The sequence below is a fragment of the Flagellimonas amphidinii genome, assembly GCF_013090115.1.
Lineage (GTDB): Bacteria > Bacteroidota > Bacteroidia > Flavobacteriales > Flavobacteriaceae > Flagellimonas > Flagellimonas amphidinii.
The window spans coordinates 136,839-157,807 of the sequence record NZ_JABFNN010000039.1; the positions used below are offsets into that span (position 1 = coordinate 136,839).

At 37.2% G+C, this 20,969-nt stretch carries 21 protein-coding genes; 7 read left to right on the forward strand and 14 right to left on the reverse strand.

What is annotated here, in order from left to right:
• The first annotated feature begins 98 nt into the window (after nt 1-98).
• Nucleotides 99-680, forward strand: coding sequence for an RNA polymerase sigma factor (locus tag HJC33_RS12430; RefSeq protein ID WP_171659147.1), 582 nt, complete (start codon nt 99-101; stop codon nt 678-680).
• A gap of 73 nt (nt 681-753) precedes the next feature.
• Nucleotides 754-897, forward strand: a complete 144-nt coding sequence (locus tag HJC33_RS12435; RefSeq protein WP_171659148.1) for a hypothetical protein — start codon at nt 754-756, stop codon at nt 895-897.
• A gap of 196 nt (nt 898-1,093) precedes the next feature.
• Here the strand turns inward: HJC33_RS12435 and HJC33_RS12440 are convergent, their stop codons facing one another.
• Entirely contained in the window at nt 1,094-1,750 is a 657-nt protein-coding gene (locus tag HJC33_RS12440) for an endonuclease III domain-containing protein (RefSeq protein WP_171659149.1), read from the reverse strand.
• A gap of 54 nt (nt 1,751-1,804) precedes the next feature.
• On the opposite strand from HJC33_RS12440, the gene bcp reads away from it, so the two are divergent.
• A complete protein-coding gene (gene bcp / locus HJC33_RS12445; RefSeq protein WP_171659150.1) occupies nt 1,805-2,257 on the forward strand; it encodes a thioredoxin-dependent thiol peroxidase in 453 nt (150 codons plus the stop codon).
• 38 nt (nt 2,258-2,295) lie between these two features.
• Here the strand turns inward: bcp and HJC33_RS12450 are convergent, their stop codons facing one another.
• A complete protein-coding gene (locus tag HJC33_RS12450) occupies nt 2,296-3,762 on the reverse strand; it encodes a nucleotidyl transferase family protein (RefSeq protein ID WP_171659151.1) in 1,467 nt (488 codons plus the stop codon).
• Between the two features lie 89 nt (nt 3,763-3,851).
• Between HJC33_RS12450 and HJC33_RS12455 the strand changes: the two genes are divergently transcribed.
• Together HJC33_RS12455 and HJC33_RS12460 are read left to right on the forward strand one after the other, a co-directional pair.
• Nucleotides 3,852-4,616 (forward strand): MBL fold metallo-hydrolase, encoded by a 765-nt coding sequence (locus HJC33_RS12455; RefSeq protein WP_171659635.1) that lies wholly within the window; start codon nt 3,852-3,854, stop codon nt 4,614-4,616.
• A 4-nt stretch (nt 4,617-4,620) separates the two neighbouring features.
• Entirely contained in the window at nt 4,621-5,118 is a 498-nt protein-coding gene (locus HJC33_RS12460; RefSeq protein ID WP_171659152.1) for a hydrolase, read from the forward strand.
• On the opposite strand, the gene HJC33_RS12465 is transcribed toward HJC33_RS12460, so the two are convergent.
• The 12 genes from HJC33_RS12465 to HJC33_RS12520 all read right to left on the reverse strand — a co-directional run bounded on the left by HJC33_RS12465 (nt 5,115) and on the right by HJC33_RS12520 (nt 17,149).
• Nucleotides 5,115-5,774 (reverse strand): alpha/beta hydrolase, encoded by a 660-nt coding sequence (locus HJC33_RS12465; protein WP_171659153.1) that lies wholly within the window; start codon nt 5,772-5,774, stop codon nt 5,115-5,117. The genes HJC33_RS12460 and HJC33_RS12465 overlap by 4 nt on opposite strands.
• An 11-nt stretch (nt 5,775-5,785) precedes the next feature.
• Complete coding sequence (locus HJC33_RS12470) at nt 5,786-6,109, reverse strand: DUF4870 domain-containing protein (protein WP_171659154.1); 324 nt, start codon at nt 6,107-6,109, stop codon at nt 5,786-5,788.
• 4 nt (nt 6,110-6,113) lie between these two features.
• Nucleotides 6,114-7,367: a dihydroorotase gene (locus HJC33_RS12475; RefSeq protein ID WP_171659155.1), complete on the reverse strand. Its 1,254-nt coding sequence runs from the start codon at nt 7,365-7,367 to the stop codon at nt 6,114-6,116.
• Nucleotides 7,364-9,286, reverse strand: a complete 1,923-nt coding sequence (locus HJC33_RS12480) for a BatA domain-containing protein (protein WP_246245549.1) — start codon at nt 9,284-9,286, stop codon at nt 7,364-7,366. The genes HJC33_RS12475 and HJC33_RS12480 overlap by 4 nt, the downstream gene beginning before the upstream one ends.
• A gap of 84 nt (nt 9,287-9,370) precedes the next feature.
• Nucleotides 9,371-10,378 carry a glycosyltransferase family 2 protein gene (locus HJC33_RS12485; protein WP_171659156.1) on the reverse strand — a complete coding sequence of 336 codons (1,008 nt, stop codon included), beginning with the start codon at nt 10,376-10,378 and terminating at the stop codon, nt 9,371-9,373.
• Nucleotides 10,379-10,419: 41 nt separating this feature from the next.
• On the reverse strand, nt 10,420-10,830 hold the full coding sequence (locus tag HJC33_RS12490; RefSeq protein ID WP_171659157.1) for a hypothetical protein: 411 nt from the start codon (nt 10,828-10,830) through the stop codon (nt 10,420-10,422).
• 75 nt (nt 10,831-10,905) lie between these two features.
• Entirely contained in the window at nt 10,906-11,679 is a 774-nt protein-coding gene (locus HJC33_RS12495; RefSeq protein ID WP_171659158.1) for a sterol desaturase family protein, read from the reverse strand.
• A gap of 98 nt (nt 11,680-11,777) precedes the next feature.
• Complete coding sequence (locus HJC33_RS12500; RefSeq protein WP_171659159.1) at nt 11,778-13,553, reverse strand: tetratricopeptide repeat protein; 1,776 nt, start codon at nt 13,551-13,553, stop codon at nt 11,778-11,780.
• A gap of 131 nt (nt 13,554-13,684) precedes the next feature.
• On the reverse strand, nt 13,685-14,380 hold the full coding sequence (locus HJC33_RS12505; protein WP_171659160.1) for an SGNH/GDSL hydrolase family protein: 696 nt from the start codon (nt 14,378-14,380) through the stop codon (nt 13,685-13,687).
• Between the two features lie 58 nt (nt 14,381-14,438).
• On the reverse strand, nt 14,439-15,068 hold the full coding sequence (locus HJC33_RS12510; RefSeq protein WP_171659161.1) for a chloramphenicol acetyltransferase: 630 nt from the start codon (nt 15,066-15,068) through the stop codon (nt 14,439-14,441).
• A gap of 9 nt (nt 15,069-15,077) precedes the next feature.
• The gene (locus tag HJC33_RS12515; RefSeq protein ID WP_171659162.1) at nt 15,078-15,656 is read right to left on the reverse strand and encodes a hypothetical protein; all 579 of its coding nucleotides are present in this window, start codon (nt 15,654-15,656) and stop codon (nt 15,078-15,080) included.
• Nucleotides 15,657-15,661: 5 nt separating this feature from the next.
• On the reverse strand, nt 15,662-17,149 hold the full coding sequence (locus tag HJC33_RS12520; RefSeq protein WP_171659163.1) for a S10 family peptidase: 1,488 nt from the start codon (nt 17,147-17,149) through the stop codon (nt 15,662-15,664).
• A 239-nt stretch (nt 17,150-17,388) separates the two neighbouring features.
• On the opposite strand from HJC33_RS12520, the gene HJC33_RS12525 reads away from it, so the two are divergent.
• On the forward strand, nt 17,389-18,963 hold the full coding sequence (locus HJC33_RS12525) for a PhoX family protein (protein WP_171659164.1): 1,575 nt from the start codon (nt 17,389-17,391) through the stop codon (nt 18,961-18,963).
• An 81-nt stretch (nt 18,964-19,044) separates the two neighbouring features.
• Nucleotides 19,045-20,874, forward strand: coding sequence for a cytochrome-c peroxidase (locus HJC33_RS12530; protein ID WP_171659165.1), 1,830 nt, complete (start codon nt 19,045-19,047; stop codon nt 20,872-20,874).
• Nucleotides 20,875-20,969: the final 95 nt, after the last annotated feature.

Consider the following 20,969-nt stretch of genomic DNA (forward strand, 5'->3'; position numbering starts at 1 on the left):
CTATACAGAAATAATTACTTTTTACAATTAAACTAATAACCTTAAAGTGTCTTTCTTGTAAAGAAGGGCGTGGTGTTTTTAACCAAAAAGTAATTTGTATGGAACTACAGATTGATGACTCGATATTAGTAAAGAGCTACATTGCCGGAGACGAAAAAGCCCTAGAGGAACTTATCAACAGGCATAACCAGAGAATTTCCAGTTTTATTTATTCCAAAGTATTGAACAGGGATGTTGCAGAGGACATCTTCCAAGATACGTTTATTAAAGTAATCAAGACTTTAAAACGTGGTTCTTATAGTGAGGAAGGGAAATTTTTACCTTGGGTGATGCGTATTGCCCATAACTTGATCATAGATCATTTCCGAAAGAACAAAAGAATGCCCAAATTTGAGGGAAGTGATGATTTCAATATTTTCTCCGTAATCAAGGATGAAAAGTTGAACGCAGAAAAACAAATCATCAAAGAACAAATTGAAAGTGATCTTAGCCATTTGATTGATGAACTACCTGAAGATCAGAAAGAAGTATTGATGATGCGTATCTACAGGGATATGAGTTTCAAGGAAATATCTGAAAACACTGGAGTAAGCATCAACACTGCTTTGGGAAGAATGCGATATGCCTTGATTAACCTTAGAAAGATTGTTGCCAAGAACAACATCGTTTTAACGAATTAATCTGCATTCCGTCGAGGATTGCAATATTTCCATTCTAGCACCGTTATCTATATTGAAACATTAATGCTAGAATATGGAAAACATTTACTCTGAAGAACAAGAAACCGTTAAATCGGTAAAAGCTACTCAAGAGACCATAAATTTCTTGTTGAGCTACTCAAAATCGATTCATGTAGTTAACAGCAAAAAACACAAATTTGAAGTTACCTTGAATTAGGAACTTTAAAAACTACGCAAAAAGAGCCGCAATTAGCGGCTCTTTTTGTTTTTAATATGAGGTTCGGAAGCTCATTATATAACCCATTAAAATTGACCAGTCACTTCGAGCGTAGTCAAGAAGCTTTTAAATGTGTTTTTTCAAATAGGCCTCCACTGTGTTCAACCTGACATCTTTGAATATTGGTTATATGCACTTACTTACGTTTTTTAAGATATTCGTTGATTACTGATTTTCGACCTATAGTCTTGGTAATAATGTCTTTTTCCAAGTCCCAACCCCTAGCGGGAGAATACTCCCTCCCATACCAAATTATTTGTAGGTGCAACTTGTTCCAGATTTCTTTGGGGAAAAGTCGTTTGGCATCTTTTTCAGTTTGCACTACGTTTTTACCATTACTAAACCCCCAACGGTACATAAGTCTATGAATATGGGTGTCCACTGGAAAAGCAGGAGTGCCAAAGGCTTGGGAAACCACAACACTTGCAGTTTTGTGACCAACTGAGGGCAGTTCTTCCAACAACTCAATATCCTGGGGCACTTTACCTTCGTATTTTTCAATTAGTATTTGCGACAGACCATAGATCCCTTTGGATTTCATAGGGGACAGGCCAACGGGTTTAATGATCTCCCTTATTTCATCCACTGAAAGCTTCACCATATCATAGGGATTATCGGCTTTTTTGAAAAGTAACGGAGTGATTTGGTTTACACGCACATCTGTACTTTGAGCCGATAATAATACCGCTATTAATAAAGTATAAGGGTCTTTATGGTCTAAAGGAATCGGAATGGTGGGATATAACTCATCCAAAGTTGTAATGGTGAAATCAATCTTTTCTTGTTTCGTCATTATTGTTTAACTTTGATGTATATTTATTAAACATTTTTCTAAATCAAAATACATATGAACATGTTGAAAGTAGGGGATAAAGTACCTGAATTTTCCTCAAAAGACCAAGATGGCAATACAATTAATCTAAGCGATTACAAAGGAAAAAAACTAGTCGTGTTTTTTTATCCTCGAGCAAATACTCCAGGATGTACCGCTGAAGCCTGTAATCTAAGGGACAATTATGAAATTTTGCAAGAACAAGGGTTTCACATCCTTGGTGTGAGCGATGATTCTGAAAAAAAACAAACCAACTTTAGGAACAAGTATAACTTTCCTTTTCCGTTATTAGCTGATGAAGACCATACCGTTATAGAAACTTTTGGAGTGTGGGGACCAAAGAAATTTATGGGCAGGGAGTATGATGGATTGCATCGGACTACTTTCGTAATAGATGAAAATGGGGTAGTGGAAACTGTGATAGACAAGGTGAAAACTAAAGATCACGCAGCACAATTGCTCAACTAAACACATAAAAAAGGCGCTTTTTAAAGCGCCTTTTTTATTTATGAAGTTTCTTGTTTTTCCTTCTCAACTGGTTCTTTTCTTAAGAATAGTTTCTTCTCTTTGATCATTTCAGCAATACCCTCTGGGAGCATATCTTCCCAACCATCTTCTCCATTGGTGATTCGCTTCAACACTTCTCTGGAGAAAATATTCATTACTTCTGGGTCATAATCAATAATATCCATCACCTTACCATTGTACTTGAAGAATTTGTACAACTCTTTCATTCTTGGATGTACCCTTACGTTATTACTGGTCATAATTTGTCCAGTCTCAGCATCCTTCATAGGATAGAGGTATACTTTCAAATCCTTAAAGAACAATTTTCCAAAGGCCTCCAAAATTCCACCACTTAGGTGACGATAGTATTTTTCATCAAAAACATCAACTAAGTTGTTGACACCCATGGTCAAACCAATTTTAGCTTTGGTATAGTTGTTAAAGTATTCCACCAATTTATAGTACTCCTGAAAGTTTGAAATGAGCACAGTATGGCCCAAGGAACTCAATAACTCTGCCCGGTCCATGAAATCCTGTTCATCTATCTCACCAGAAGCCTTAAGGTTGGATAATGTTATTTCAAAAACTACAATGGTATTTTCATATTCCACGGTCTGTTCCCTAATGAAAATATCATAAGATTTTTGGAACATGTCCATGTTTACCTTGGTAACTGGTCTAAAACTACCTCTTAAGGCCAAAATATTTTTCTTGTACAAGACAGCTGCGGGCAACAGGTTATTTCCATCAGGACCAAACATAACGGCATCTGTCATATCATTTCTAATAAGCTGCAAACTCATTAGTCTATTGTCCACATCTTTGAAATTGGGGCCAGTAAAGTTCACCATGTCAATCTCCAAAGTGTCTTTGTCAATGTGGTCGTAAAGGTATTTGAGTAGTTTTTTGGGCTTATCATACTTAAAGAAAGCCCCATATATTAGGTTCACTCCAAGAGTACCCAATGTTTCCTGTTGCAGTCTTGCTTCATTTTGTTTGAAACGGACATGAAGAATAATCTCATCATATTCTTTCTGCTTGGGATCTAACTGAAAACGTATTCCTACCCATCCGTGTCCTTTGTATCGCTTGGAAAAATCAATCGTCGCTACAGTGTTGGCATAGGTAAAGAACAAATAATTAGGGTTGTTTTCTCTGCTTATACGTTCTTCCACCAGGCGCATTTCATGTTCCAACATGCGTTTCAATCTGGCTTGGGTCACATACCTTCCGTCATCTTCTATACCATAAATAGCATCGCTAAAAGACTTGTCATAAGCACTCATTGCTTTTGCAATAGTACCGGAAGCACCCCCGGCCCTAAAAAACTGACGTGCAGTTTCCTGACCAGCACCTATTTCTGCAAAGGTTCCGTAAATGTTAGGGTTTAAATTTATTCTAAGAGTTTTTGCCTTGAGGGAAGGTATATTCTCAAAGGCATTTTGGTTGCTCGTAGCGCTAGACATATCCCAGATTTTGTATGAAAACAAAGTTACACTCTTCCATAAATTTATTAAATAAATAAGTCATAATTTTGATTTTAATGGACGACGTGATGACCGTTACATTTTTGGGCACTGGCACCTCACAGGGGATTCCTGTAATTGGAAGTAAACATCCAGTATGTTTAAGCAATGACCCCAAGGATAAAAGACTTAGGGTTTCCGTTTTGGTTTCTTGGAGCGAATACAATTATGTAATTGATTGTGGGCCAGATTTTAGACAGCAAATGTTGGTCAACCCCATTGAAAGATTGGATGGCATTCTTTTTACCCATGAACATGCCGACCATACCGCTGGAATTGATGATATTCGACCTTTTTTCTTTAGACAGGGAGATATACCAATATATGCCCATAAAAGGGTAATAACTTCTTTGGAGACCCGTTTTGAATATATTTTTGCAGGTGAAAATCGCTATCCGGGAGCTCCAGCAGTCAAAGTTTATGAAGTGAAGAACAATATGTCCATTGAATTGGGGGATTTGGATGTCATTCCCGTTGAAGCCTTCCATAATAGATTGCAAGTGTTTGGTTATCGATTTGGGGATTTTGTGTACTTGACCGATGTGAAAAGTGTGGAGGAAAACGAAATTCAAAAAATAAAAGGAGCAAAGATACTGGTGGTCAATGCGCTGCGCGAAGAAGCACATCACTCTCATTTTAATTTGGAAGAAGCCCTGGAATTTGCAAAATTGGTTGATGCAGAAAAAACTTATCTGACCCATATCAGTCATTTATTGGGATTTCACGAAGAAGTAGAAAAAAGATTGCCCAAAAATGTTTTTTTAGCCTACGATAATTTACAATTGAAGTTATAAGACCATGAAGAATAAAATTTTCCTTTACCTATTTGTCTTTACCGCACTGATTGCTTTGTTTCAATTTGTGAGCACAAATAACTTGCAAAAAGCTTTAAATGCCGATATTGAAAATTTACAGGGGCAGGTACAACAGCTTAAGGACTCCTTGCAAGGTTCCCAACTGAAGATATTGGATATGCAATACTTCAGTTTAGAGAACAATGATGATGCTTTGGCCTATTATGACCATCTCAATTTGGAGAATCCAGCTCGTTATATCGAAGATAAATTACTGGAAACCAACGAGAAAAAAGGAAACAATCCGTTAGTGCCCTATGAGGGAATGGAGGGTGATTTTAAAATCAATAAGATTAAGGTGTTGAACCACAAATGGATTCTGACTGATTTTTCAGATGGAAAATATTGGGGGGATTTGGTACTAAAATATGAACTCAAGGATGATTTGAGCATTGACTTCACGTTATTGGACCATCTACTTTACGCCCGAAGCAATTATTAGATATGATCCTCTAACCATTTTTTGAAAGAGTAGAAATTTTGTTGGGACACACCGTGACCTATAGGGAATTCCTCGTACTTATGGTCAATATTTAGTTTTTTTAGAAAATCTGGGGTTTTTTGTGCCCATTCCAAAGGAATTACTTGGTCTACTTGACCATGTGAGGCATAAATATGCAAACTAGTGTGGTCTTTATCAGCATAATCCCTGGAGAGTATATTTTTATTGATGTAACCACTTAGAGCAATTACATTTTTAATTTTTTCAGGAAATGAAAGTGCCACGGAATAACTCAGAATAGTACCTTGACTAAACCCCAAAAGTGTGATGTTATTCTCGTCCAAGTTATAAGTTTCAATAGCTTCATCAATAAAAGCTACAATTTTACCCCTAGATTCTATAGCCTGTTTATCATCACTCCATTTTCCATATTCAGCATCAAAATTAATGGCGTACCACGCATGACCGAAAGGGTCCAAATCATATGGAGCTCTAACTGAAAGTACCATTAATTCCTCAGGAAGCTCTGAAGCAAATGAAAACAAGTCCTCCTCGTTGCTACCATAACCATGAAACATAAAAATTGCTGGGATTTTATCCGTTTTTAGGGAAGAGGGGCGCAGCAGGTATTCTAAAGATAATGGGGTGGGGGACATAACTTAAAAACTTATGGAATAAAGGTAAACCATTTTTGAAAATGTGGCCCTAAAACCGGTAAGGGAGTTGTCTTCTCATTCAATGCTTGGATAAATCCATAACCCCAAAGTACCATATAGAACAAGTACAGCGGTAATGAGAGATAAACCACTTCTGTAAATGTCAGTACAATGGCCAAAGCATGAAACAACAAATGTATTCCAAAAGCCTGTCGTATATGGAACCTTGCAAAGGTATTTTTAGGTTCCATATTCATTGTAATGGCAATTAAGCACCCCACAAGGGTAAGATATGCTATGATTGCTGTGGTTTTTCCAGATTTGGTTTCGCTCAAAATATTAAATTGAAATTTGATCGTTGTTTATGATTCCGTAAACTTTTCCGAGTAATTGGGCGCCTAAGAACATACTATTTTTTGAAGTGGACAAAATATCCTCTTTGGCAAAAGTCCATTCCCCATCTGGATTAAATAGGGTCAGATTTGCCTTTTCCCCTTCTTGGAACTTCGTTTTTTCCAATCCAAAACGTTTCCTTCCTTTGGTTAACAGAACAATGGTATCTTCCAGTCCAAAAATTGGATTTAAAGCTCCGTATGCTGACTCAAGACCAAGACTTCCACACCTTGCATTGTCAAATTCAACCCTTTTTTCTTCAACATCAACAGGAATATGGTCAGCAGTGACAAAATCAATGGTTCCATCTTTCAATCCTTTGATAAGTGCTTTGCAATCCTTTTGACTTCTGAGCGGTGGAGATACTTTATGGTTGGCATCAAAATTCTTTAAACATTCATCTGTAAAGACAAGATTATGCACCGCTACGCTACAACTGACATCCAAGCCTTTCTTTTTAGCTGCAGCTATCAATTTTACAGCATTTGCAGTTGAAATTGTGGGAATGTGTAGTTTGCCACCGGTATATTCCAAAACAAAAAGGTCACGTGCTATTTGGAGCTCTTCAGCCATGGCAGGGATTCCCTTTAGACCCAGTGTGGTTGAAACTTCCCCTTCATGAACTATCCCCTTTCCTTTTATGTGTATGTCTTGGGCAAAAGAACAAACCAATCCGCCAAAATTCTGGGCGTACAGTAAGGCTATTTTCAACAGATTGGGATTGGTTATCTGTGTTTTAAAATCGTAGAAGGCAACGGCTCCAGCATTTTTCATGTCATAAAGCTCAGCCAGGTCCTTTCCTTCGGAATTTTTGGTCAATGCTCCCAAAGGATACAGGTTTGTGATTTTTCCAGCACTTCTTTCCTTTAAAAAAACGATGTCAGAACTTGTATCTGGTATAGGTTTGGTATTTGGATTCAATACGATATCCGTAAAACCACTTTTCGCTGCTACTTGTAGACCATTCGCAATGGTTTCGCGCTCTTCATAGCCTGGTTCTCCAAAACTGACACTACTGTCAAACCAACCAAGGGAAACATGTAAATTTTTCACATCAACTATCTTGGTATTGGAAGGAGCCTCAACGGAAACAGCAATCTTTTCAAGAATTCCCTTTTTAATGAGAATATCACGCTTTTTCAAGTGTAATTCCCTGTTTTCTGGACACACAATTTTTGCAGACTTCAGGAGAATGTTCATGTAATGAATTTTTGAATGATTACTTCGATAAGAGCTAGAAGCAGCGCTAAAATAACAAACCATTTCCAATATGTGGCAATATTGCTTTCTGCTTCTAGATAATCAAAAAGCGAAGCAATAGAGCCATGGACTTGCACATGCTCTAGTTGCTCTAGGTTTAAATAGTTGAGTTCACTCTCCGTTCTCGGATAATTGAAACTTATTTTTTGTAGTACCTCATTATTTTGATTGATGTTGAATATCCCATCTGTTTCTGGAACTTCATCAAAAGTCAACCTTACCCTATTGGCAAAACTTTGTTGCAGAGGGATAAAATCATAACCTTCTTTTGAAACATTCAGTACCTGATCATTCACCAAATCAATAGAAAGATCAACAATATTTGATTGTCCAGTGGTATAATAAAGCGTAGGGGTCTTGAGACCAGAAACTGCCATATTATAAAAAGTTGGTACAATCAAAGGGGAGTTCTTGAAATTGGAATTTTCAGTTTCCAATGAGGAAGAAAAAACATAAAACCCATCAAATCCGCTCAGAAAAGCATCATTTCCTTCAAAAGAAAGAATGCTGGCGGCATTGGTTTGCGATTTAAAATATTGTTTTACTGAAGGGTATTGGAAATTTTTGACCTCTTCTTCAAATACATTCGTAAATAGAGGATGTTCAAACGAAATTGAAGTGATTCTTTTGTTCAAATTGATGAGTTCCTCAAATCTTGTATTTTGAAAATTGGATAACAATGAATTGTACGATTCCAAATCACTTTCTGTAGCAGGGATAATTATGAGTGAACCTCCATTTTCCCTAAAAGTTCTCAACACGTTTTGAAGACTGGAAGGAATGGTTTTGAGATTATTCAGAATTACTACATTTTGTTGGTCCAATTGACTATAATCCAAACTTTTTAAGTTGTATGTAGTGAATAAAAATTCATCATCGGTGTACAGCCGTTCAAGAAAATCGCTGTTGGACTCACTAATAGCAAGTACTTTTACCTTTTCTTTTTCATTAATGTTGAAATAAAACTGATTGTCGTAGGTAAGGCCATTGTCCACAATAGAGAGTTTGCCATCCAAAATGTTATCCGTAGGAATGGTAAATTCAACTGTGGCTTTTCCATCATCTTGAAATTCAGCCCCATTTTTTGCAATGAGAATTTCACCATTATAAAGAGATAGCGGTGAATTATCATCAGGATTTCCTCCAGAAACCAATATGCCGAGTTGGGGTTGGCCTTGGGTATCATTTTGCAGATAAACAGAATCAATGGAGATATTTAAAGTCGTTTCTGGTCTTACAGAAACTAAATGGTGTTCATTGATGGAATCAAAAGAAGTGTTAGTTGCTTCAATACGCTGTTGAAAATCTGAGACAATGATTAATTTTTTGGAGGTAGCATTCGAATTTGAAAATAGCGTATTGGCCTTTAATTGAATTTCATCTAGGGTTAATTGACGATGTGAAAAGGTAAGGGACAATAAATTGTTCTGGATGTCATCCAACGTAACATTTTTAAATGTTTTTTCATTGGTGAATAAGCTAAATGGACTGTTGGGCGGCACATTTTTCAATAGCTCTTGAACAGATTTCGTCAAAAGAGTAAGTCCATCTGCTCTTGCCTGCATGCTAAAAGAATCATCAAGATAGACCACCACTTCTTTTTCCTTTAGAGCTGTTTCATTGGCGACAAAAGGCTGCGCAAATGCAATGACCAATGCTGCCAATAGTAATGATCTAGTTACTAAAAGTAGCCATTTTTTTAAAGTATTGCTCTTTCTGGATTCTGAGACCACTTTTTGTAGCATTGCTACATTGGTAAATGGAGTCTTTTTATATCGGCGTAACTGAAAAAGATGGATTAAAAGAGGAATGATGAGTAGAAAAAGTGCCCAAAGAATTTCTGGATGTTTAAACTGCATTCCCAACCTTGATTGGACAAATATAGGGATTAAAACCATCTGGTCTTAAAATTGGAACTGTTAAGAGTTTGGTAATTTTAAAACTCAACAGAAAAAGAAATAATCTTGCATAGCTAATTGCCCCAATTTTAAAAAGTATGCACGAATTTCTTCTTGGGCTGATTCGTTGGCAACTGTGACGATACTTTGTGGATTTTTTAAAGATGCAAGTGTTTCAAAATGAACTAGTTCATGCCCATATATTTTCTTGCCAATTTTCTGCGGATTGTCACAAAGCCAGGTAAAGTCAATCTTCTGTTCCAATAATTGCTTGGCTATTGTTTTTCCTTTGAATCCAGCCCCCCAAACTACCAATGGTCTATTTATTTGGTGATGTAGTTTTAAAAAGTAGTATAATTTAATGTCAAGAAAATAGTTTTGTGCGTAGTGTTCATGTGTGCGGGATGTTCTGCTATCATAATCCCTCCAAAGATGTATGATCGTATTGCAAGGAATAATTTTTAAACCATGTTCATAGAACCTGAATGTAAGATCATAATCTTCCGGATATCTGTTAGGTTCAAAAGCCCCACAAAGTTCTAAGTCATCCCGATGTGTCATCCAACAGGGCGAGGGGATAACACATTCTTTATAGATTTCTGTATAATTACTTCCCGTAGCGGTCAATGCATTTAACCATGCCTCATACCGTTCATAACCATTGCTGATGCCTCTATCTGAAAAATAGTTGACTTGGCCCACGGCTACATGACCTATGCCAAATTCATGTAAGGAGTCAACCATGATTTTTAATCTATTTGGTTTCATGATATCATCAGAATCCATACGGCTGACCATATCTCCTGTACTTTTTGAGTAAGCCTTACGTAATGCCGGGATTATCCCTTGACCTTTATTATTAAAAACCTTAATTCTGGGGTCTTTTTTAGCGTAAGAATTGAGTAAACTCAAACTAGTATCATCTGAGTGGTCGTTTACCGCCAAAACCTCCCAGTTTTCATACGATTGGTTTAAAATTGAATTCAAACAATCAGGAAGAAAATGTGCGGTGTTCTTAAAAGGAATGAGAATACTTACCTTGGAATCTTGCATTATACAAATTAACAAAATCCCAAGGCAAGTATGGAGGTTGCTTAAAAGTGCAACAAATCTGGTTGTACGTATTCGGTTTTGGATTTTACATCTGAAAAGATATCAAAACCATAATGCTGACCCAACAATTCTTGAAAGGCTGTGGTTAATCTAGGAAATTCATTAAGAAAACCTTTAAAATCAATTTTACTGGTTTTTTGCATAAAATGATTAACAACTTTAACTGCTGCAACGGTTACCGTTATATGAAACTTACAACCATCACCATGCACGGTATCGAATCTTCGGATGGCATTGCAAACTTTTTTTACTGCCTGTTGTTCCCCATATTTTAAAATATAAATCCAAGCTAATCTTAAATGGGCTTCATGATTGAAAAGTTTAGGTTCCAAGGAACATTCCTCAAATTTTCTTTCAAACTCTAGGTCATTGAGTTCATAATGGTTATTCATATAATTTTCTTCAAAAATTTGACCTATTTAAAATGACTACATTCTAAAGATTGAAAATCATTGGCTGAAATTATGTCAACCAATATTTTCTGACTTGTTGATATCCTTAAAAGTCAACATGTCCCAAACTTTGGTGGAAGCTCCATGAAAAAAACCAGTTTCATGTTCGTATTTGGATGGATTTTTAAAGGTTCCAAAAATGATATCGAACAGAGGAATATCAGAATAGTTATAGGCATGTACTCCTTTGGCATGATGTACAGTATGGGCCTCTGGTCTTTGAATAATATAGCCTAACCAAGCTGGAGTTTTAATATTACTGTGCTGAAAAATTCCCAAAAACGTAGTAATTAAAATAAATAGGGTGGCAGCTTCAGGGGTAAATCCTGCGATGACCACTAAACAAAGACTTCCCAATAAAGTGAATCCAATCATATCCATGGGACTAAAGTAGAATGCTCCATAGGTATCCATACGCTCTGCACTGTGATGCATTTGGTGGAAAACCTTCCAAAGATTATCATTTTTGTGCATGGCCCTATGCCAAATATAGAGGGCAAATTCATAAATCATGATACTTACAAATGCTCCCCATCCGGCACCTAATGCAGTCAAATCAAAGATTTGAATTTCTGCTAAATAGGTATCCCATATTAAGGGAAAATAGGTGGATAGATAAAAGAAGACTGCAAAGGATGTCAATCCCCTTAGCTTCCAGAATTTTAATTTAGGCAGCTTTCTTGCAGGAAAGAGACCTTCCCATAACATTAAAACCCCGTATATGCCCAATACAATTAATGAAATAGGATCCACAAGAATCTCCCAAGGGTTTGGTAAATTTTGTAACATAGTTTCCATTGTTTTGCTTTATAATGTTTTTCTTGATTATGTTGTTCACATAATAATGCAAAAGTTTTGGCCTTACATTGTGAGGAAACTATGTAAGTTTAGATTATCCAGTCATGTGGTGCTTCAGGTGCATAGCTACAATAAGTACCCGTTTTAATGGAATTAGCAAGGTGTTTGCCTAATTTTGGGTGAGCCGCACCTATTTTTTTTATGGAGCTTCGTATTCTCCAAGTTACAGCCGATCTAGCTTTCTCCAGCGAAGAACCCACTTTTCTAGTTTTATTGGACATTCCGGTTATTTGGGATAGATAATCAATAAGTGTATCGTATTCTCCCCGTAGTTCGTCAGCCTTTGAAGAATGCCCCATTTCCTCAGCATCAGATATATCAACTTGTAAACTGATAATTCGCTTTTTGTAGTCTTCCAATGCCTTACCGTCAGTTAGGGCAGTTCCTTCGCTATCCAAAACAGTGCCCATCAATTCGGTACAATGCACTTGTTTTTCTGGTTGAATCAATAATTTGGCAATGTCATGAAGTCCTTTAGAATCTTTTATAGTAACTGCTTCCCCTAAATACGAAAGTTCCCACAACTCTCCGTTATTGGTGAAATTGCCTTTTTGAGAGTTCTGTATGGTTAATTTGGCTAAACCATTGAAAGGTACATTGCCCATATGTTTCCAAAACGGTTCTAAGTATGATTTTCCTTTATAAGGATTTACTGTTATCTGCCAGTCAAGGGCTTCCTGGATTGTAGCGTTTTCACCTTTGGATATATTACGGGAGTATGTTTCCATATAATTTTTCCAGTATGCATCCATTTTTTCGTAATCGGAAAGATGGAAATAGGCAGCAGCAACATATGCAGAAAAGTCTGTCCAGATTGAGGCATCAGAAACTCTTTCAGCATAGGCTACAGATTTCTGAAAATCACCTAGTTCAAAATAAATAAAGGATGCATGGGGATAATAAACATCTGGATGTAATGGATTTAGTTCCTTTGCCTTTAGGTACAATTGTTCAGCTTCTTTAGCATAACCAAGATAAACCATGCAGAAAGCAATCAAAATCAAATTATCAGCATCATTGGGATTCATCCTTAGGGATTTTCTTAGGTAATGCTCAGATTTATCGTAATCTTCCAAATACAGGTAAGTTCGTCCTAAAACTGCTAATGATACATAATCATTTTCATCAATCTCAATCGCTTTTAAGGCGTAGTCATGAGCTCCTTTTTGGCTCACATCCCAACGATCCCAAAGTTGACAACTCCACTCATTGAAGAACGATAGTGAAATGCCAGTGTAGGCTCTTGCAAATTGAGGGTCTATTTCCAATGCAGTTTCAAAATGTCCCCTAGCTTTTAAATCACTTTCTACTGTTCCTTTCTTTAATAAATTCATCCCTAGCAACCAATTTTCATAAGCAGCCAAATCAACAGACTCCTTTTTAAAAGAGTAGGAAAGCAAATCATGGTTAATCTGTCTTTGGAGTACACTTACAATTTGCTCTGTTACTGTATTTTGTGTGTTTAGGATAGATTCTAGAGTAACATCATGATTTCCTGCAAAAACTACTTTGTTATCTCTAGTTCTAATAAGTTTCACAGCTATTCGATATTGATTTCCCAGTGGTCTAAAACTACCTGTAACAATATAATCGGTGCCTAATTGGTCAATAGTGCTGGTATCTGAAATACTGGATATTCCCAGTGTTGAATATTGGGATATTACGGAGAGTCCAATAAATTTAGAGAAATTGACGATAAGGTCCTCGGTAAAGCCCATAATAACAGGACTGAGGTTATCTATATCTCCCAAAATACGAAAAGGAAGAACGGCAACAGTTGTCTCTTTGTTGCTAACAAGTTCCATTTTAAATCGGTTGAATATCTAAATATACAAAATGATGTCATGCGTTCGAACAAACAAACGCCAGAATACTAGTTTTTTAGCTATGTATCAAATAGAAACACTAACAGATATAACTTTCTAATCCAAAAGAGCTATCCTTTCATTGCATCAGCAATGACTTCCTGCACTAATCCTTCCATGACCAAATAACCTTGTTCGGTCAAATGCACTTCATCTGTAGTAAGCTCTTTGGGTAGACCTTTACGATCATCCGCCATTTTAGAAAAATAATCCAAATAGGGAACTTCATTTTCTTGAGCCATGCGCATTAGCAGGCCATTTAACTTAGGAATCTTTAGATTGGGGTTGAGTCCAGGACGCCAAGGATAATCGTAGGCGGGTAGAACAGAGCACACAATAGGGATGATACCATTTGCTTTTGCCAATTCTACCATTGAAAGTATATTATCCCTTATTTGTTCAAGGGTCATAGGACCTGTATTCCCGGCAATATCATTGGTTCCAGCAAGGATGATGACTATTGATGGTTTTAAATTGATTACATCTTGACGAAACCGCAGTAACATCTGTGGAGTGGTTTGACCGCCTATTCCTCGGTTGATATAGTTATTTTGAGTGAAAAACCCCGGGTTGGCATCCAACCATCCTTCTGTAATGGAATTTCCGAGAAATACAACCCTGTTTTCGGTGACCTTTGGTTTTTCAAGTTGAGCATTGGCGGTTTTATATTTCTCTAAATTGGGCCAATCTTGGGCGACGGTCTTTTGTTGTCGTAAAAACCCCAGAAGGGAAATTGCAGATACAATCAATATTTTGGTTTTTAACATGCGATGTTTTTGTTAAAAATAAAAAATATTGGGTTTGGTCAGTATTTGAGAAGTGAATTTATTGCAATCTACTCAGTTTATCTTCAAATGTTTCAAAAAATTGCCCCATATGCCTTCCATCGACCAAAGCATGATGTGCCTGTACAGAAATCGGCATCAATGTTTTGCCATTTTGTTCATAAAACTTTCCCCAGCTAATACGCGGAACCGAGTCATGCGGATGATAGTGCATGGCATGCTGAATACTTGTAAAACTCACCCACGGAATGGCAGACATGAACAGATAGTCATCCCTACCGGGTTCATCTTCTATTGAGGGGCTTTTCTTCATCATTTCATTCACTTCGTGGGCTTTTTGAATGAAATCGGGAAGAGTCTCTTTATACGTGACGGTACAAAAACTGAACACATCGGTTGCTTCATTGGGTACTGTAAAGGAGGGATGGACCACATCATGTTCCACCACCTCATCATTTCTAATTCGCCAACGAAATTCTTTGATATCATTGGCCACTTTGGACAGTAAATAGACCAGGGAATAGGTAAATGGAAGTTGGTTGGATTTAATATGGCTCAAGAATGGGGTAACATCAATAGGTGCTGTGATGTTAAAATGGGGATGGTTCATATGGTTGAAAAACGCAAAATGCTTTTTTCGATGCGGATTGTCAAAAACTATTTTCTTCATGCAGGAAGCTTAGTTTTTAGGAGGTGTGATCATAATATGCGCCCTATGTGTCCCGGGATCCATAAGCCACGCATGGCCGGGTGGAGTCGGGGTGGTAGGGAGTCCGGTGGAGCTTCCCGTTGCATAGGGTATATAAAATACGTATCTAACAAACGGGTTTTCAATTTCCATCGATTCTGGGTTTATGGTACCTGTGAAAACACAAAGCATTGCCTTATCTGGCATTTTTAGTTTTCCCGATTTAACCTCTTGTTCCCGAATATCAAAAATTTCCTGAAACTCTTTCCCTTTTGCCTTTAATTCCCTACCCCTGGCCATAAAGGGCTCTAGGCTTTTATGGTAGGCCGCAGTAGAAAACTTCTCTTTGGAAGGATCGCTTGCCAGAGCGATATAATCGTTGGAACCTTCCCTTAAGGTCACAAGGTTTCCAGATTCGTCATACCCATAAACCTTGGCTTTAGCCCTATAGTCAGCAGGTACCGCCATTAGCGCGGTTTTAATTTGCCATTTCTTGACAGGTGCCTTTTGCGCTGTACAAATTGTCCCCACCAACAAAATGCACACTGTAAAAGCTAGAGTTTTAAACATAATTCCTAGTATTTTGCACTTTTTCCTTTGGTCATTGTTCTTAATATAAAGGCTCTTAAGTCATCATTGGCTTTTTTCAGGTCTTCCCGGCGCAGATACATCATATGTCCAGAGCGATATCCCTTAAATTCAAAACGATCTTTCATCCTTCCGCTGGGATCAATCTGCCACATAGTGTACTTTGCATTAAAATATGTGGTTGCCCCATCATAATATCCAGATTGTACCAAAACATTTAGATAAGGGTTTTGGGCCATGGCCTGACGAAGATTATCCCGGGTATTATCGTTTTCATTGTTCCATGGGTGAACAGGTCCAAACATGTTGTATTTAATGTCGGTTTTAAACTTTAGCTCTTCCTGCAAATAATAATTGATTGCAGGTGTAAAACTGTGCAGCCATGATGTTAATTCAGAAGAATAGTCTGGACTTTCCCCAAAAAGTTGACGATCAATACCTAAATATCTACTATCCAACCTACCTACGTTGTAACCTCCGTTTTCCTTTAAAAGTGTTTTCCAGAAAAATTGTGTAGGTACATCTAAATTATGATCTAAGATGTCCTTTTCTTTTAAACCAGAATAGTATGCCATTTTTTTTGCCACATTGGAACGTTCAGCGCCAGAAATAAAACCACCTTTGGCAATGGCAGGGATAAGTGTATTTATGGTATACGATTCAGATTCAGGTAAGACATCCAAAAGGTCTTTGTTCTGAAGTTCAGCAGGAAGCATTTTATGATGCCATGCTGCAGCTGTGTAGTAGGGGAGATTCAATGCACTGGAAACTGGACCTCCAACTCGAATGACCTTATAATCCGCAGGAGAAACCATAATAACTCCATTAAGATACATCCATTGCTGATTTTGAAGCGCCAAAGAAAGTCCCATTACACGAGTTCCTCCGTAACTTTCACCAATAATATATTTAGGGGAACGCCAGCGATTATTTCTAGTCACAAAAGTATTCAGCCATTCAGCAAGGTAGGTGACATCAGCATTTATCCCGAAAAATTTGTCCCGGTCTACTTTATCACCAGTTTCAGGAATAGTTCTGGAATATCCTGTATTAGCAGGATTTACATATACAATATCCGTAACATCCAACACAGAAAACGGATTTTGCTTTACTCCGTAAGGCTGCACAGGATAACCCTCATCATCAATCTTCAATACTCGTGGACCTGTGTATGCCAAATGCATCCAGACAGAGCCCGAACCAGGTCCGCCATTGAACGATATCAATAAAGGGCGCTCGGCTCTATTCTTTACATTGTTTCTTGTATAATACGTGTAGTGTAAAGAGGCAATAGGCTCACCCATTTCGTTCCAAATGGGTTGAGTACCCGTGGTTGCTGTATAATTTATTGGATTGCCATTAATAGTAACGCTATGTTGGGTTGTAACCGTGGTATCAACAGGTAATTTTCGGTTTTGGGCATTTGTAAGGCCCGCCACTAAAACGAGGCAGAGGGTAAAGAGTATTTTTTTCATTTTCTAGTTGAATTAGTCAAGCACTAAATTTAGGCAATTTGTACAAGAATCCCTTCAATCCTTCTAAAAATGGGCTATTAACATTAAGTTCAACTTCAATGAACGTAAACTATGGGTGAAATTTACATACTAACCTTTTCTTAAAATTGAGTTAATCCAATAAACATATAGAGCTAACCCGACCCTAAAATTGCCTGAATAGTTTTGGGAATCATTGTAACCTTAAAAACTAAAACTTTATGAATTTGAAAAAATTATTATTCGGATTGATGCTATCATCCATTGTTTCTTTTAGCCTAATCAGCTGTGATGGAGAAGACGGTCGTGATGGAATTGATGGTGTTGATGGCACCAATGGTGCTGATGGTGCCGACGGTGAAGATGGCGAAGATCTTACCGACAACCCCACAATTTTTGAAAATAAATCTAGCTTAGAGCCTTTAGTGGCGCTTACTTCTCAATTTAATTTTGTAAAGGCATATTCTTTAATTAGTTCTACTGATGAATTGTCCAATGGGTTTAAATTGGTTGGAGCCCAGGATGGAGCAGGATTCCTTAAAGATGGAGATGGCTACATGTATGTTGTCAATGCGGAAGATGACTATGCAGTTGCTAGAATCAGATTTGATGAATATCTAAATCCTACTGAAGGAGATTGGCTCTTGAATTCTGGTGTTGCCGATTTTGCTAGACAATGTTCTGGGACAATGTGGGAAGCTGATATACATGGTGGATCAACTGACTTGTTTTTGTCTGCTTCTGAAAGCTTCCACTATGATGTAAAAGGAATAGACCCCTATATTGATACGCCAACGCCAACTGCAGATTTTGGTTTAGATGCTTTAGGTGAATTTTCATGGGAAAATGCAGTTCCACTGCCAAAAAATGCGTATTCCGGAAGTACTGTTATCATTGGTGGAGATGATGATTCCAGTGGGTCTGAAGGACAAATCACCCTATATTATTCAGAAGAAGGAGATGACGATTTGAATAATGGAAAGATTTATGTGTTGAAATTGTTGCAGGTTTCAGACGGTGCAGGAGGTGTTACTGATGTTGCAGATGCTACTATTTATAACGAAGGAGATCTTGATTTTGGGGTTGCTTATGACTTTGAATTCGTGGAAATTACAGATGGAGATTCCCTAACTAAATCTGAAATGGAAGATGCTTGTGTAGCTGTTTTTGCTTCTGGTTTTATGAGGGTTGAGGATGTAGATTACCAAAAAGGTTCAGATGAAAACGCAAGAAATGTATTTGTTGCTGTTACAGGAAGAGGTCCGGGAAGAGGGACTTACAACGACTGGGGCACTGTTTACAAATTGGAGTTGGATGATGACGCTCCATTGACAGGTAAAATAACTCAAGTTATTTCTGGAAACACTGATACAAATAATATGGATGGAAATTTATCTGAATTACAAAGTCCTGATAATATCTGTGTCACTGAAAACTTTATTTACACTCAAGAAGACCCTAACTCTTTTGATAGAGGACATGCTGCATATATCTATCAGTCAGATTTAAATGGAAACAACACGCGGGTTGTATTGGAATTAGTTGTAAGAAATGATTTAGATCCAGCAGGAAGCACAGGTTTCAGCGGTGAATTTGGTGCTCTAGTGGATATATCCGATAAAATTGGAGAACCAGATACTTTTCTTTTGAACTTACAACCACACTATTGGGAAAGTGATGATTTCAAAAATGTGGACGGGCATGATATGGAAACTAATGCAGAAGCCATAGCAGCTGGTGCTAGAGAAGATGATCAAGGAGGCCAAATAGTTATATTAAAGGGACTTCCAAGATAATTTATACACACTTCATTAATAGGGGTTTCCATAATCTTTTGGTTTTGGAAATCCCTAATTATTTTCTATTAAATACTTCGTATGAAACGCTTGTTTGTGCTTATACTCCTTTCGGTTTTGTTTAATCTTTCCTGTAAACAAAAACCTGAAAAACCAAAAGTTACAACCGTTATTGAACAAAATGTTGACTGGAAACCAACACAAGAATATTATCTAAGGCATATTACAGATGCGCTTTTAAAGATGGAACAGTTGGACAGTCTTCCAATGACAGGTGATGAAACAAAAAATGTCTTTGCTTCCATAAGAGCTTCTTTCAAAAGAGCTGAACCTTATGCATCTTATCTTAATCCTGAAATAGGACATCGTGCCAATGGCCCTGCACTTCCAATTGTAACTGACGACAGTCAAAAAGTCTTGCTTCCTATTGGTCTTCAAAAATTAGAGGAGAGTATATACGAAGGAGAAGAGAACATAAATAGGTACAGACAAGAAATAACCATAATGAAAGGTTTGTTGAAAAACCTTCAAAATGGTGTTTCCGACAGAAAAATAAATCCTCAGCGTTTTTTTATAGCCACACATCAGCAATTGATGCGAATTATAAGTCTTTCCATTTCAGGATTTGATACTCCAGTTAGTCAATTGGGATTGCATGAGACCATCATTTCTCTTGAAAGCCTGAAGGAAGTGTATGGATTTAGCATTCAAAATACAATTGAAAAAAAGGACAGTGAATTGAATGCCTTATTTATTGAAAATATTGATCGGGCCGTAGAATTTGTAAAATCGAATTTGGATTTTGATTCATTTGATCGCTATACATTCATAAGAAACTATATGAACCCAATTACTAGAAACTGGGTGTCTATACGTAAAGAAAGTGGCCTTTGGGAAGGGGTGAACAATAAGCCCTATAATTTTGATGCACCAACTTTCTTTGAAGAAGATTCGTTTAATGTAGAATTTTTTACTCCGCCAGTCAACAGGAATCCTACCGAGAAAAGAATTGCATTGGGGAAAAAATTATTTTTTGATCCCAATCTTTCTGAAAATAAAAAAATGGCCTGTGTTACCTGTCATAATCCAAATAAAGCTTGGGCAGATGGAATGACCTTTAATTTGGATAAAAATGGCAACTTATTACAAAGGAATACTCCAACGTTAATCAATGTTGCCTTTCAGCAAAGTTTCTTTTGGGATGGCCGTGCCCCTAACTTGTTGGATCAAATTACTTCGGTATTTACCAATGAGAACGAGTTTGATAGTTCTGTGCACCAATTTTCTTCAGACATTCTATTGGATACCACTTATATTAAACTTTTCAACGAAGCTTACGGTGGAATATCTAAGAGAAATACTGAAATAATTAGGGCTATATCCTCATATATTTCTACTCTAAAAAGTTTCAATTCAAAGTTTGATAAAAATATAAGGGGAGAAGAGGATACATATACACAAGAAGAAAAATTAGGATTTAATCTATATATGGGAAAAGCTTTGTGTGCTACATGTCATTTTATACCCTTGACCAATGGAACTGTCCCTCCTTTTTTTACAGATCATGAAAAGGAAGTCATTGGTGTTCCCGAAACTACTTCAAATAAAAAACTGGATGACGATCTTGGATTTTATTGGCGTCACAATGAAGAACTGGAGGTACACCGAGGAATGTTTAAAACACCTACTATCAGGAACATTGAACTTACAGGTCCATATATGCATAATGGCGTATATGAATCTTTGGAACAGGTGATTGATTTTTATAATCTTGGAGGCGGAGGTGGACTAGGGTTTGATTTACCCTATCAAACGCTACCATTTGATAACCTGAAATTGACCAAAGAAGAAGAAGGTGCCCTTGTTGCATTTATGAAAACGCTTACTGATTCTGAATTTGCCTATGAGTAACAATAGCATTTGATTCAACTCTTTCATTGGGTATGGTTTTGTTAAAAGAATGGTAAAACCAAAGTAGGGCTATGAATCCTTACTAACTTTAAACA